This is a genomic window from Verrucosispora sp. WMMD703 (genome assembly GCF_049178935.1).
Taxonomy (GTDB): Bacteria; Actinomycetota; Actinomycetes; order Mycobacteriales; family Micromonosporaceae; genus Micromonospora; species Micromonospora sediminimaris.
The window spans coordinates 1,701,064-1,714,066 of record NZ_JBMHMM010000004.1 but is presented as its reverse complement, the minus strand read 5'-3'; the positions used below and the strand labels follow the sequence as shown (position 1 = coordinate 1,714,066).

Annotated in this window: 14 protein-coding genes; 5 read left to right on the top strand and 9 right to left on the bottom strand. The window is 72.8% G+C overall.

Features of this window, described 5'->3' with window-relative positions; translation table 11 throughout:
* Window positions 1–99: 99 nt before the first annotated feature.
* Complete coding sequence (recG, locus tag ACN26Z_RS08530) at window positions 100–2,304, bottom strand: ATP-dependent DNA helicase RecG (protein WP_282239705.1); 2,205 nt, start codon at window positions 2,302–2,304, stop codon at window positions 100–102.
* Window positions 2,301–3,902, bottom strand: coding sequence for a DAK2 domain-containing protein (locus ACN26Z_RS08525; protein WP_421460585.1), 1,602 nt, complete (start codon window positions 3,900–3,902; stop codon window positions 2,301–2,303). Before ACN26Z_RS08525 ends, recG begins: the two co-directional genes overlap by 4 nt.
* 219 nt (window positions 3,903–4,121) lie before the next feature.
* Here ACN26Z_RS08525 and rpmB point away from each other — a divergent pair, with 219 nt between their 5' ends.
* Complete coding sequence (rpmB, locus tag ACN26Z_RS08520) at window positions 4,122–4,313, top strand: 50S ribosomal protein L28 (protein ID WP_093401721.1); 192 nt, start codon at window positions 4,122–4,124, stop codon at window positions 4,311–4,313.
* Window positions 4,314–4,420: 107 nt separating this feature from the next.
* Here rpmB and ACN26Z_RS08515 read toward each other — a convergent pair whose 3' ends face one another.
* Together ACN26Z_RS08515 and ACN26Z_RS08510 are read right to left on the bottom strand one after the other, a co-directional pair.
* Complete coding sequence (locus ACN26Z_RS08515; protein WP_421460584.1) at window positions 4,421–4,882, bottom strand: GNAT family N-acetyltransferase; 462 nt, start codon at window positions 4,880–4,882, stop codon at window positions 4,421–4,423.
* A 49-nt stretch (window positions 4,883–4,931) separates the two neighbouring features.
* A complete protein-coding gene (locus ACN26Z_RS08510) occupies window positions 4,932–5,870 on the bottom strand; it encodes a thiamine-phosphate kinase (protein WP_421460583.1) in 939 nt (312 codons plus the stop codon).
* Between the two features lie 304 nt (window positions 5,871–6,174).
* On the opposite strand from ACN26Z_RS08510, the gene ACN26Z_RS08505 reads away from it, so the two are divergent.
* Both ACN26Z_RS08505 and ACN26Z_RS08500 read left to right on the top strand, forming a co-directional pair.
* Complete coding sequence (locus ACN26Z_RS08505) at window positions 6,175–6,408, top strand: Lrp/AsnC ligand binding domain-containing protein (protein WP_013284547.1); 234 nt, start codon at window positions 6,175–6,177, stop codon at window positions 6,406–6,408.
* Window positions 6,409–7,029 (top strand): DUF3515 family protein, encoded by a 621-nt coding sequence (locus tag ACN26Z_RS08500; RefSeq protein WP_421460582.1) that lies wholly within the window; start codon window positions 6,409–6,411, stop codon window positions 7,027–7,029. It abuts the gene before it with no gap.
* A gap of 28 nt (window positions 7,030–7,057) precedes the next feature.
* Here ACN26Z_RS08500 and ACN26Z_RS08495 read toward each other — a convergent pair whose 3' ends face one another.
* Entirely contained in the window at window positions 7,058–8,164 is a 1,107-nt protein-coding gene (locus tag ACN26Z_RS08495; RefSeq protein ID WP_421460581.1) for a D-alanine--D-alanine ligase family protein, read from the bottom strand.
* 149 nt (window positions 8,165–8,313) lie between these two features.
* Complete coding sequence (locus ACN26Z_RS08490; RefSeq protein WP_093401727.1) at window positions 8,314–8,550, bottom strand: hypothetical protein; 237 nt, start codon at window positions 8,548–8,550, stop codon at window positions 8,314–8,316.
* Window positions 8,551–8,825: 275 nt separating this feature from the next.
* Here ACN26Z_RS08490 and ACN26Z_RS08485 point away from each other — a divergent pair, with 275 nt between their 5' ends.
* Both ACN26Z_RS08485 and ACN26Z_RS08480 read left to right on the top strand, forming a co-directional pair.
* Complete coding sequence (locus tag ACN26Z_RS08485) at window positions 8,826–9,671, top strand: helix-turn-helix domain-containing protein (RefSeq protein WP_093401728.1); 846 nt, start codon at window positions 8,826–8,828, stop codon at window positions 9,669–9,671.
* Window positions 9,672–9,675: 4 nt separating this feature from the next.
* Entirely contained in the window at window positions 9,676–9,876 is a 201-nt protein-coding gene (locus ACN26Z_RS08480) for a DUF397 domain-containing protein (protein ID WP_282239710.1), read from the top strand.
* 73 nt (window positions 9,877–9,949) lie between these two features.
* Here ACN26Z_RS08480 and ACN26Z_RS08475 read toward each other — a convergent pair whose 3' ends face one another.
* The 3 genes from ACN26Z_RS08475 to ACN26Z_RS08465 are packed head-to-tail and all read right to left on the bottom strand — an operon-like array spanning window position 9,950 to window position 13,000.
* The gene (locus ACN26Z_RS08475; RefSeq protein WP_232511032.1) at window positions 9,950–10,996 is read right to left on the bottom strand and encodes an ROK family protein; all 1,047 of its coding nucleotides are present in this window, start codon (window positions 10,994–10,996) and stop codon (window positions 9,950–9,952) included.
* A gap of 37 nt (window positions 10,997–11,033) precedes the next feature.
* A complete protein-coding gene (locus ACN26Z_RS08470) occupies window positions 11,034–11,855 on the bottom strand; it encodes a putative protein N(5)-glutamine methyltransferase (RefSeq protein ID WP_421460579.1) in 822 nt (273 codons plus the stop codon).
* Window positions 11,855–13,000, bottom strand: coding sequence for a cystathionine gamma-lyase (locus ACN26Z_RS08465; protein ID WP_421460578.1), 1,146 nt, complete (start codon window positions 12,998–13,000; stop codon window positions 11,855–11,857). The genes ACN26Z_RS08470 and ACN26Z_RS08465 overlap by 1 nt, the downstream gene beginning before the upstream one ends.
* Window positions 13,001–13,003 lie beyond the last annotated feature (3 nt).

The following is a 13,003-nucleotide window of genomic DNA, read 5'->3' as shown; positions in this document are numbered from 1 at the left end:
GCCCCGGTCACCCCGTTCCACGGGTGACCGGGGCGGTTCGCTGTCCCGGGCAGGTTCGCGGCGGTCGGCGCGCGGGGATCGGCGGGGCCAGCGGCTCGGTCAGCCCTTTTCGAGGTACTCGGCGCGGTCGGCGTCGACAAGCGCGGCCACCGAGGCGGCGAGCGCCGGATGCCGGGTCAGCTCCGGATCCTCCTCGACCAACGCGATGGCCTCCGCCCGCGCGTCCCGGATCAGGTCCGCGTCGCGCAGCAACGACAGCAGGCGCAGGTGCGAACGACGGCCGGACTGGGTGGCACCCAGGACGTCCCCCTCCCGCCGCTGTTCCAGGTCCAGCTCGGCGAGCTTGAAACCGTCCGTGGTGGAGGCGACCGCGTCCAGCCGCTCCCGTGCCCCGCTGCCCTCGGCCGCCTCGCTCACCAGCAGACAGAGCCCGGGCGCGCTGCCCCGGCCCACCCGGCCACGCAACTGGTGCAGTTGCGAGACGCCGAACCGGTCCGCGTCCAGCACCACCATCATCGTCGCGTTGGGTACGTCCACCCCCACCTCGACCACCGTGGTGGCCACCAGCACGTCCAGCTCACCGGCGGCGAAGGACCGCATCACCGCGTCCTTCTCGTCGGCCGGCAGCCGGCCGTGCAGGACCCCGATCCGCAGACCGTGCAACGGCCCGTCGGCCAGCAACGGCGCGACCTCGGTCACCGCCAGCGGTGGCCGCCGTTCCGAGTCGTCGACCGTCGGCGGCTCCTCCTCGGCCCCGGACGTCGAATCTCCGATCCGGGGGCAGACCACGTACGCCTGGTGGCCGGCGGCCACCTCCTCACGCAGCCGACGCCAGGCCCGGTCGAGAAAGGCCGGCTTCTCCGCAGCCGGTACGACGTGCGAGGCGATAGGTGAACGACCGCGCGGCAGTTGGGACAGGGTGGAGATCTCCAGGTCGCCGTAGACCGTCATGGCCACCGTACGAGGGATCGGGGTGGCGGTCATCACCAGTACGTGCGGCGGCTGATCCGCCTTGGCCCGCAACGCGTCCCGCTGCTCGACGCCGAACCGGTGCTGCTCGTCGACCACGACCAGACCGAGATCGGCGAAGTCGACCCCCTCGTAGAGCAGGGCGTGGGTGCCGAGCACGATGCCGGCTGCGCCGCTGGCGACCTCGGCCAGCGCCCGACGCCGGGCCGCCGCGCCCAGCGAGCCGGTGACCAGTTCCACCCGGGTGGCGTGCTCGGCGGCACCCAGCTCGCCGGCCTGGGCGAGCGGGCCGAGCAGGTCGAGCATGCCCCGGTGATGCTGGGCGGCGAGCACCTCGGTCGGGGCCAGCAGCGCGGCCTGCCCGCCCGCGTCGACCACCTGGAGCATCGCCCGCAGCGCCACCACTGTCTTGCCGGAGCCGACCTCGCCCTGCAACAGGCGGTGCATCGGATGACCGGTGGCGAGGTCGGCGGCGATCTCCACGCCGACGTCACGTTGGCCGGCGGTCAGCTCGTACGGCAGCCGGGCGTCGAACGCGTCGAGCAGACCGCCCGACCGCCCGGGCCGGGGACGCGCGGGGGACGCGGCGGCGTCCCGCTTGCGCCGGACCAGGGTCACCTGCACGGCGAACGCCTCGTCCCACTTCAGCCGCCGACGGGCCCGGTACAGCTCCTCCCGGCTGGACGGCCGATGGATCTCCCGGAGGGCGGTGCCCAGACCGACCAGGTTCCGGCTGGCCCGTACCGTCGCCGGCAACGGATCGTCCGGCGGGGCCACCGTGTCCAGCACCACCCGTACGCAGCGGGCGATCACCCAGGTGGGCACCGCCGCAGCGGCCGGGTAGACCGGAATGAGCGCACCGGCGAACTCCTCGATCTGCTCGCTGGCCGCCGCCTCGGTGTCGGTCTGCTCCCCCAGCAGGACGTACTCCGGCCCGTTGAGCTGCCGCCGGCCGCGGAACTCGGTGACCTTTCCGGCGAACAGTCCCCACCGGCCGGGCCGCAGTTCGCGTTCGCGCCACGCCTGGTTGCCGAAGAAGGTGAGGGTGAGGCTGCCGCCGGAGCCGTCGCCGACGGTCACCTCCAGCAGATTGCCCCGCCGCTGCCGCATCGGGCGTACGGCGGTGCGCTGCACCTGGGCCAGCACGGTGACCTGCTCGCCGACGTCCAACGCGCGGATGTCGGTGTGCTCGCCACGCTCGTCGTAGCGGCGGGGGAAGTGGTAGATGAGATCACCCGCGGTGTGCAGGTCGAGATGGCCGGCCAGCGCCTTGGCGGTCTTCTCCCCGACCAGCTTCTTCAGCGGCGTGTCCAGGTCGGACGGATCGGCGGTCATTCGACACCGACCAGCAGGGGATGGTGTGGTTGCCCGCCCGGATACACCTGCACCTCCACGAACGGCCAGCGCGCCGTGAGGTGCGCGCGCACCGCCTCGACCAGCCCGTCGGGCGCGTCGGCCCCGACGAGCAGGGTGACCAGCTCGCCGCCACCGCCGAGCATCCGGTCGACAAGCGCGACGGAGGTGTCCACCAGGTCGGCGCCGATCAGATTCACCTCGCCCTCGACCAGGGCGAGCACGTCACCGGCGCGGCACGGGCCGGCGACGGTGAGCGCCTCGCGGCCGGCCCGGCACACCTCGGCGTACCGGCAGGCGCCGGCGGCCTCGGCCATCGCGATCACGTCGTCGGCGAAGCGGCGCTGCGGATCGCGCACGGCGAGCGCCGCCAGCGCCTGCACCGGTGACCGGGTCGGCACCACCGCCACCTCCACCCCCAGCCGGTGCGCCTCCTCGGTGACCTGGTTGGCCACCGCCTGCGCGTCCGGGTCGTTGGGCAGCACCACCACCCGGGCCGCGCCGGTGGCGCGTACCGCGTCGAGCAGTTCACCGGTCGAAGGGTTGCCGGGCACCACCACCGCGCCCTCGGCGGCGAGCAGCTCGGCGATCCCGGCGCCGGCGGCCACCACCACGGCGGCCCGCCCGTCGGGCAACCGGGACGGTACGGGCTCCGGATGGTCGACGAAGCGGGTCACCGCGATCTGGTGCGGGCGGCCGGCCACCACACCCGCCTCGATCGCCGCGCCGACGTCGTTGACGTGCACGTGGACCTGCCAGGTGCCCTGGTCGCCGACGACCACCAGGGAGTCGCCGATGGTGAGCAGGGTCTCCCGCATCCGCTCCACCGCGGCGGGCTCGGCGTCGAGCAGGAACTGCACCTCGTAGGCGTACTCGGCCGAGCCGGTCTCCCGGGCGACGGTGACCGGCGGGCGCACCAGCGGAGGACTGGGCGCCGGCCGCACCGGGTTCTCCCCCGTGACCACCTCGACGAGGGCGTCGAGCAGCAGGCACAGCCCCTGCCCACCGGCGTCGACCACCCCCGCCCGGGCCAGCGCCGGCAACTGCTCGGGGGTGCGGGCCAGCGCGCCGGCCGCCGCGTTTGCCGCGGCCCGGGCCACCACGCGCAGCTCGTCGCTGCCAGCCTGCTCGGCCGCGTCGGCGGCGGCCGAGACGACGGAGAGCAGAGTGCCCTCGACCGGGCGGGACACCGCCGTGTACGCCGCGTCGGTGGCCTCCCGCAGAGCTGCGGCCAGCTCCCGGCCCCGCACCTGCGGGACGGCGGCCAGGGTGTCGGCGAGACCCCGCAGGATCTGCGACAGGATCACCCCGGAGTTGCCCCGCGCGCCGAGCAGGGCACCCCGGGCCATCAGGCGCAACGCGTGCCCGTGGGCGGTCGACATGCCGTCGGCGTGGGTGTCGAGATCCATCGCCAGCGCCTGCTGCGCGGAGGTGAGGGTGAGCACCAGGTTGGTGCCGGTGTCACCGTCGGGCACCGGGTAGACGTTCAGCTCGTCGATCTCACCCTGGTGCCGCTTGAGCGCGGCCAGGCCGCTGGCGCACCAGCGGCGCACGGCGGCGGCGTCGAGGGTGTCCAGCACGGTGGCAGCCTACTGGCGTACGCTGACACTCGCCCGACACCGGGCGGGTCCGGCCCAGATCAGGGTTTCGCGGGCGCGCTGCCGTCCGCATCGCCTGCTGCGCCGTCGCGGTGGCCGAGCCCGGTTGGGCAGGCGACTTCCGCATCGGGTACCCTGGCCAGGTTGCCCGGGCTGCGCCTGGTGCCGACCTCATGAACGTTTCAATCCCAGGAGTATCCCGTGGCTAGCGTGTGTGACGTCTGTGGCAAGGGGCCGGGCTTCGGCCACAACGTGTCCCACTCGCACCGGCGGACCAACCGCCGCTGGAACCCGAACATCCAGTCGGTGCGCACCCCGGCCGGTGGCGGCACGACCAAGAAGTTGAAGGTCTGCACGTCCTGCATCAAGGCCGGCAAGGTCGCCCGCGCCTGACGCGGTAGCACCGGGACATCACGACTGTCAGCACCGGCGGGCCTCAGCGGGCCCGCCGGTTTTGTCGTGTCCGCAGGCCGGTGTCGGGTGCGCGGCGAGCGGGATGCTCAGAGCATGCGACCGAACGACAGGCAGCCGGGCTCGTCGGCGTAGAAGCCGAAGTTGGGGATCCGCTCGTAGCCGGCCGCCTTGTACAACGCGATCGCCTCGGGCTGCCGGTCACCGCACTCCAGGATGATCCGTCGGCGCCCGTGCTCACGGGCCGAGCGTTCGATTGCCGCCAGCACAGTGCGGGCCACGCCCCGCCCCCGGGCCTGCGGCGCGGTGTACATCCGCTTCACCTCGGCGGTCTCCTCGCCGTGGCTGCGCCAGCCGCCGCAGCCCACCGGCTGCCCGTCGATCCGGGCGACCAGGAACGCCCCGGCCGGCGGCACGAACTCGCGCGCGTCGACCGGGGTCTCGTCGCCGCTGCCGCCGTACCGGGCGCTCAGGTCAGCCAGCGTCGCGGTGATCAACCGCTGGGCTTCCGGCGAGTCGAACGGCACCGTGTGGATCTCGATCTCGTGCACCCGTGCAGGGTACGACGCGGCCGGCCGCGCCCTGCGGGGTGGCCTGCGGTCAGCGAAAATGGTCCCATCCGGCCGGCCCGTCGAACGGTAGGCCGTCCACCGTCACACCGGAGCCCACGGCTACCCGGCCGATCGCCCGCCAGCCCGGGGGCAGGGCCGTCGCCGGGGGAAAGGTCGCGGCGAGCGCATGGTCGTCGCCACCGGCCAACAGCCAGGCGTACGGGTCGACGCCGAGCGCCTGCGCGGCGTCACGCATCTGCGGCGGCACCTCGAAGGCGTCCCGGGCGATGTCGATGGCCACCCCGCTGGCCTTCGCCACGTGCCCGAGGTCGGCGAGCAGCCCGTCCGAGACGTCGATCATGGCGGTGGCGCCGAGCCGGGCGGCCTGCGGCCCGGCCGGGTAGGGCACCTCCGGTCGCCGGTACGCCTCGACCAGCAGCCGGGGCGTCCGGAAGCCACGGGAGAGCACGGTGAACCCGGCCGCCGCGTACCCGGTGCGACCGGCCAGGGCGAGCAGGTCACCGGGGCGGGCACCGGTCCGGGTCACCGGTGACCGACCGCCCAGGCTGCCGAGCGCGGTGACCGCGATGGTCAGCGTGGGGCTGGCCGACATGTCCCCGCCCACCACACTGGCCCCGACACCGGCCGCCTCGGCACCGAGCCCGTCGGCAAGTTGCTCCAGCCAGCCGGTGTCGACGTCCTCCGGTACGCAGAGCGCCACCAGCAGGGCGGTCGGCTCCGCGCCCATGGCCGCCACGTCGGCGAGGTTCGCCGCCGCCGCCCGGCGGCCGATGTCGTGCGGGCCGGCCCAGTCCCGGCGGAAGTGCCGCCCCTCGACCAGCACGTCGGTGGTGGCGACCACCCGGGCGTCCGGCGCGGCGACCACCGCGGCGTCGTCACCGGGGCCGAGCAGCACCGTCGGGCCGTACGACAGCCGGGCCGTGACCCGGTCGATAAGCCCGAACTCGCCGACACCCGCGACACTCACGACGACACCGCACTGAACCTGATGGTTCGCTCGCTGCGCATGCTCACGACGGCACTCCGCTGCGCTGCGTGCCACCGTGACACACCACCGCACTGAACCTGATGGTTCGCTCGCTGCGCTCGCTCACGACGGCACTCCGCTGCGCTGCGTGCCACCGTGAGACACCACCGCACTGAACCTGATGGTTCGCTCGCTGCGCTCGCTCACTGCTTCTCCTTGGCCACCGATCGGGGTCTGCCCTGGTCCGTAAGGTACTTTCTCCCTTCGGGCCGCCTGGCAGGCGGCGACGGAGGGAGGTCGAGTCGTGGTACAGGCGTACATCCTCATCCAGACAGAGGTCGGCCGGGCACGTGACGTGGCCGGTCTCATCGCTGATCTCGCCGGCGTGGTCCGCGTCGACGCGGTCACCGGGCCGTACGACGTGGTCGTGCTCACCGAGGCGAACACCGTCGACGAGCTCGGAAAACTAATTGTCAGCAAGGTGCAGATGGTGCCCGGCATCACCCGCACCCTCACGTGTTCGGTGGTGCGCCTGTAAGTGGACGAGCACGCTGAATCCCCCGTCGCCCAGGCTGACCGCCCGGGCGCTGAGGCACCCGACCGCACCAACCGCAGCGCGGCGCTGATCGCCACGGCGGTGGCGGTGCCGGTGGCCCTGCTGGTGGGTGCGCTCGCGCTGGGCAACCTCTCGCCGGAGGAGCCGGCCGCCGCGCCGCAGCCGTCGGCGACCACGCCCGCTCCGGTCTCCACGGCGCCGGTCGAGATGGCCGCCCCTCAGCTTGGCGAGCGCCCGACCGTCGTCTGCCGCGCCCTGCTGTCCCAGCTGCCCGACTCGATCCGCGACCTGCCGCAGCGGCCGGTTAGCGCCGGGCCGGAGCAGAACGCCGCGTACGGCGACCCGGCGCTCACCGTGGCCTGCGGTGGCGATGAGCCGGCGGTGAAGCCCGACGACCACCTCTACCTGGTCAACTCGGTCTGCTGGTACGCGGTGGAGGGGCCCGACGTGACGGAGCTGACCACCGTCGACCGGGAGACCGCGGTGACCCTGCGGGTGCCGCACTTCTACGGCGAGGCGTTGCAGTGGGCCTCCCCGGTCTCCGCCACGATCGTCGAGTCGATCCGGTCGTCCGGCACGGCACCGTCCGGCTGCACCTCCTGACGCAGCGGATCAGAGCCGGGGTGGAGGCTCAGTGCTGCCCCGGCCCCCTGGTCAACGCGGTGCGGATGAGCCGGTCGACAAGCTTCGGGTACTCCAGGCCGGCCGCCGCCCACATCCGGGGGAACATCGACGTCGGCGTGAAGCCGGGCATCGTGTTGATCTCGTTGAGGTAGACGTCGAGGTCGGGCGTGACGAAGAAGTCGACCCGGGCCAGGCCGGCGCAGTCGAGCGCGGTGAAGGCGCGTACGGCGTAGTCGCGCACCTGCCGGGTGACCCGCTCCGGCAGGTCGGCCGGGATGTCGTACTCGCAGGCGGACTCCGCGTCGATGTACTTGGCCTCGAAGTCGTAGAAGTCGTAGTCGCCGACCACCCGGACCTCGGCCAGCACGGACGCCTCCGGCGCGCCGCCGGCCTCGCCCTCCAGCACGCCGCACTCGATCTCCCGGCCGACGATGGTGCCCTCGACCAGGACCTTGCTGTCGATCTCCCGGGCGGTGGCGAGGGCCGTGTCCAGGTCGGCCCAGTCGTTGACCTTGGTGATGCCGAAGGACGAGCCGGCCCGGGAGGGCTTGACGAAGACCGGCAGGCCCAGCCGCTGCTTGTCCGCCTCGCTAAGCGTGGTTCCGCTGCGCAGCACCGCGTACGGACCGACCGGAATGCCCTCGGCGGCGCAGAGCTTCTTGGTGAACTCCTTGTCCATCGCGGCGGCCGAGGCGAAGACCTTCGCCCCGACGTACGGGATGCCGGCCATCTCCAGCATGCCCTGGATGGTGCCGTCCTCACCGTAGGCGCCGTGCAGCACGGGGAAGACCACGTCCACGTCGGCGAGCGCCCGGGGCCCTTCGGTCGGGTCGAGCACGAGCAGCCCGCCGCCGGTGGGGTCGGTGCGCAGCACGATGTCCGTGCCGGACTCCGCAGTGATCTCCGGCAGCCGACGGGCGTTGATCGCCAACTGACCGGGGTCGCCGTTGGTGAGCACCCACTGGCCGGCCCGGGTGATACCGACCGGCACCACCTCGAACTCGTCCGGATCCAGCGCGCCGAGCACGCTGCCGGCGCTGACGCACGAGATGCCGTGTTCCGGGCTGCGGCCGCCGAAGACGATCGCCACGCGGGTCTTGCCTGGGGTGGTCACTGTGATCACCTTTCCGGGACGCACTGCTGGCGCTCTCCCGGATGACCTTACTGTGCGTGGCGGATGGGGGTAGCCGATACCCTGCGGGAACGCGAAACGGCCGCAAGCGGTCAACAAGCCATATACGGAACGTGATCGGGCGACCGAGGTCAGCCGGCCAGCTCACGCTCGCCGTACGCGTGCCGGCGGCCGATGGCGAGCACCTTGACCCGCTGCCGGCCGGCCCGCACCATGCCGAGTGCCATGAAGGCGCCGGCGATCCGATCGGCGGCCTCGCGACTGTTCGCGCCGACCACCTGGCGGCGACGCTCCGGGGCCAGCCGCTCGTTACGACCATCCACCTCGTACGGGCGGACGTCGGTCAGCACCACCAGGAAACGTGTCATCGCCGGCCGTCCCGGCGCTCGCCGAAAACCCGCTGACCAGTCTGCACGTCGATTCCCTTCCGGTAGCCGACCTCCTGGCGTGGCACGCGGCGGTCGGGTACGGGGGAAAACCCGACCGCCGCGCGCCTCATCCCCTCCGGTCGCTCACCACCACCGTCGCCACGACAACCGGCGGTGAGGACGCGCTAACAGATTGACAGCTCCATGGGCATGAATGCAACTCTCACTGGCGTTCTCTCATGTACAGCTTCCCAAATACGTGCGACCATCTATACATGGCTCCGAAGACCGCACGTGCCCGTCGATTGGGCATCGCCCTGCGCCACCATCGGGAGGCCGCCGGCCTCACCCTGGAGACCGCGGCCGACGAGATCAACAGCACCCGCAGCACGCTCTCCCGCTACGAGAACGCGCAGACCCTGGTCAACCCGGCCACCGTGCGCGCGCTGCTCACCCTCTACGGAGTCGGCGCGGACGAGGTCGCGGCCGCCGTCCAACTCGCCAAGGACGCGCGCAAGCCCGGCTGGTGGGTGTCCTATTCGTACCTGCTCGACCGGCGCACCATCGACTTCATCGCGCTGGAGGCCGAGGCCGTCGCCATCGCGAATTTCGAGCCGTCGGTGGTGCCCGGGCTGTTGCAGACCGCCGACTATATCCGCGGCGTGATGCGGGGCGGGCCACACACCCTCAGCGACAACGACGTCGAGGAGCGGGTGCGCATGCGGCTGGACCGGCAACAGCGGATCTTCGAGGAGGACCCGCCGATCTTCGACGCGATTCTCGACGAGGCCGCGCTGCTTCGTCCGGTGGGTGACGACTCCGCGCAACAGGGTCAGCTGAGCCACCTGCTCAAGATGAGCGAGCTACCGAACATCACCGTCCAGGTGATCCCGCTGGTCGCCGGCTACCACCGGGGCACCCGGGGCTCCCTGCACATCCTCGAATTCGCCGACCCGGAGGACCCGATCATCGCCTCCGTGGAGACGGTCGCCGGGCAGATGATCCTCGACCGTCCCGGCGACCTGCGTACCTGCACCAAGATCATGGAGCACCTGCGCACCGTCGCGCTCAGCCCGACGGACAGCCGCGAGGCAATCTTCAAACTCCTGAAGGGACGGTAATGCGATGACACCGACGACCAACGCCGCGGTGACCGTGACGGGCTGGCGCAAGAGCAGCCACAGCGGCGACGAGGGCGCCTGCGTCGAGATGGCGGTCGTCCCCGGCACTGTCGCCGTACGCGACTCCAAGGATCCGCACGGCCCGCTGCTGATCTTCCGGCCGTCGGCGTGGACCGCCTTCGCCCAGGCGCCGCCGACCCGCTGAGCCGCGGAGGACCGCACCCCAGAGCCGCTGACCGGGCCGGTAAGGGCACCGCCGGCCCGGTCAGCCCCTCCGTCTAGTCGCCGACCAGCGGTGGCGGCGACGGCAGCGCACGGACCGCCTCCAGCGCCGCCAGCGCCACGCCCCGCGCGCCAGCCATGTCACGGTCCGGCACCAGCGCGAAGGTGGCCAGCGCGGCCTGCTCCGCCCGGAGCAGGGTGTGCTCGCGCACGGCGGCCAGGAACCAGTCGCGGAACGCCGCGTCCGTCTCCACCACCCCACCACCGACGAAGTACGCGTGCGGATCGGTGAAGTTCGACGCGATGGTGAACAGCGCGGCGAGCGCCCTCGCCTGCTGGGCGAAGACTTCCCGGGCCAGTTCGTCGCCCCGCTCGCCGTAGCCGCGTACCAGCTTCGCCGCGCGCTCCGGCGACTCGCCGATCAGCGGATGCCCCGGAAAGCGGGTCAACCAGTACGGCAACAGGTTGTGCTCGATCGCGGTCAACGACACGACGCTCTCGACGTCACCGGCGAAGCCGCAGGCGCAGATCGGCACCGGTTGGCCCGGCGCCAGCACGGTATTCATCGGAATATGCACATGCCCCAACTCGCCGGCCATTCCCGCCGCGCCGGAGATCACCCGGCCGTGCTCGACCAGGCCGCCACCGAGTCCGGTGCCGACGATCGCCGACACCGACGAGCGCCGCATCGCGTCGGCCCCGAAGTGGACGTGATGGGCATAGAGCGCAGCGGCGTTGCCGTCGTTGTGGTAGACCACCGGTAGCCCGAGCCGACGTTCGAGGGCGCCCCGCACGTCATAGCCGCGCCAGGCCGGCTGGGAGAAGTTCGTGGAGCCCTTCGACGAGATGACGCCGCTGGCACTGGCCGGACCGGGCGTGTCCAGACCGACCGCACCGACCTGTTCGCGGGGTACCCCGGTGAGGGCCAGCACGCCGTCGAAGGCGTCCGCCATCGCCGCCACCGCCGCCTCCGGGCCCTCCTGCACCCGGCTCGGCGTCTCCACCAGGCGGTCGACCAGGAATCGTCCGTCGAGCGTGAGCACGGTGGCGTTGTTGGTCGTGCCACCGTTGTCGATCCCGACGACCACCGTTGCGCTGTCCACCCGAGTTCCGCCTCCCGCCGTCACACCTGACGTGAGGCTAGTTCTCGTACCGCCCGCCCGCCACGTCGTCCGGGTATCGACCCAGCATCGCGATGGCGTCGGAGGCTTCGTCGCGTACCACCGACGGTGTCAGTCCGACCTCGGTCAGCACCGCCCGGAACCGGTCGACCTGCCCCTGGCCGACCTCCACCAGCAGGTGCCCGCCGGGCGCGAGCCAGTCCGGCGCGGCAGCAGCCAGCCGGCGCAGCACGGCCAGCCCGTCGGGCCCACCGTCGAGCGCCGCGGCGGATTCGTACCGGCGCGCCTCCGGGGGCAGCAGCGCCATCGCCGCCGTCGGCACGTACGGGGCGTTGGCCACCACCAGGTCGAGGCGACCGCGCCAGGCCACCGGTAATGGATCGAAGAGGTCACCGACGAAGACCGGCGCACCCACGGCGGCCAGGTTCCGCCGCGCGCAGGCCACCGCCGCCGGATCCACGTCGACCGCAGCCAGCAGCCGGGGCGCGGCGAGCCGACGCGCCAGCACCCGGCTGATCGCACCGGAGCCACAACACAGCTCCACCACGCTCGCGGCCGGTCCGGTCACCCGGACCGCCGCCGAGACCAGCAGGGCGGTACGCGCCCGGGGCACGAAGACGCCCGGGTCGACGTCGATCCGCTCACCGCAGAACTCCGCCCAGCCCAACAGGTACTCCAGCGGCTCACCGGCGACCCGCCGGTCGACCAGCCCCGCCAGCCTCTGCGGGCCGCCGCCCGCCGCCATCAGCAGGCGAGCCTCCTCCTCGGCCCACACGCAACCGGCCTGCCGCAACCGGGCGACCAGGGCTTCGTACGCGGCCGGGGAGACCGGTGCGCCCATCAGGCGGCTGCCTCCAGCGCGGCCGTGACATCGGCGACCAGGTCGGCGGTGTCCTCCACCCCGCAGGAGAGCCGGACGAAACCGGGTGCGGTGTCGTCGCCCCACTGCGCCCGCCGGTCCGCCGTGGTGTGCAGACCGCCAAAGGATGTCGCTGCGGCGACCAGCCGGGCCGCGCCGAGGAAGCGGGCGACCCGGTCGGCGCTGCCGAGATCGAAGGAGAGCACGCCCGGCATCCGGCGCAGTTGCCGCGTCGCCACCGGATACGCCGGGTCCTCCGGCAGGCCCGGCCAGCGCAGGCCGGAGACGTCGGTGCGGTCGGCCAGCAGCCGGGCCAGCGCCGCCGCGTTCGCCGTCTGCCGGGCCAGGCGCAGATCGAGGGTGGCCAACGAACGGTGGGCCAGCCAGGCGTCGAACGCGCCGGGCACCGAACCGGTCGCGGTACGCCAGGCGGTGACCGTCGACAGCAGCTCGGACGACCGGGTGGCCACGTAGCCGAGCAACAGATCGGAGTGCCCGGTCAACGCCTTGGTGCCGGAGGCCACGACCACGTCGGCGCCGAGGTCCAGCGGTCGCTGCCCGAGCGGGGTGGCGGTGGTGTTGTCCACGGCCAGCAGGGCACCGGCGGCGTGCGCCCGCTCGGCCAGCGCCGGCAGGTCCACGACGTCGAGCCCCGGGTTGGCCGGCGTCTCCACCAGCACCAGCCGTACCCCGTCGAGGTCCGGGTACGGCCCGACGGTCGGTGCGAACAGCACCCGTACGCTGTTGCCGGCGAGGGTGTCGGTGGCGAAGGCACGCACCGGGAAGTACCCGTCGGCGGGCAGCACCACCGTGTCGCCGGCCCGCAGCACCGCCAGCAGCAGCCCGGTTATCGCCGCCTGCCCGCTGGCGAAGACCCGGCAGTCGCCGCCCTCGAGCTCACCGACCGCGGCCTCCAGCAGCCGCCGGGTCGGATTGTCCGGACGCCCGTACCCGTTCGGCGACGCCGCCGGCCCCTGCCAGGGGTCGAGATGGTACGGCGCGGCGAACACCGGCCCAGGCAGGAACGGCGCGCCGGGGGTGGGCTCGGGCAGGCCGGCGTGCACGCACCGGGTGCCGTCCCCCGTCGGCGGGTGGTCGTGCGACTGCGGGGCGTCACGCTCGCTCATGGT

Bases quoted from the DNA above. Each gene is read 5' to 3' on its own strand.
- recG (WP_282239705.1), bottom strand. From the start codon at position 2,304: ATGACCGCCGATCCGTCCGACCTGGACACGCCGCTGAAGAAGCTGGTC.
- ACN26Z_RS08470 (WP_421460579.1), bottom strand. From the start codon at position 11,855: ATGGGCGCACCGGTCTCCCCGGCCGCGTACGAAGCCCTGGTCGCCCGG.
- ACN26Z_RS08490 (WP_093401727.1), bottom strand. From the start codon at position 8,550: ATGACACGTTTCCTGGTGGTGCTGACCGACGTCCGCCCGTACGAGGTG.
- ACN26Z_RS08480 (WP_282239710.1), top strand. From the start codon at position 9,676: ATGACACCGACGACCAACGCCGCGGTGACCGTGACGGGCTGGCGCAAG.
- ACN26Z_RS08485 (WP_093401728.1), top strand. From the start codon at position 8,826: ATGGCTCCGAAGACCGCACGTGCCCGTCGATTGGGCATCGCCCTGCGC.
- ACN26Z_RS08465 (WP_421460578.1), bottom strand. From the start codon at position 13,000: ATGAGCGAGCGTGACGCCCCGCAGTCGCACGACCACCCGCCGACGGGG.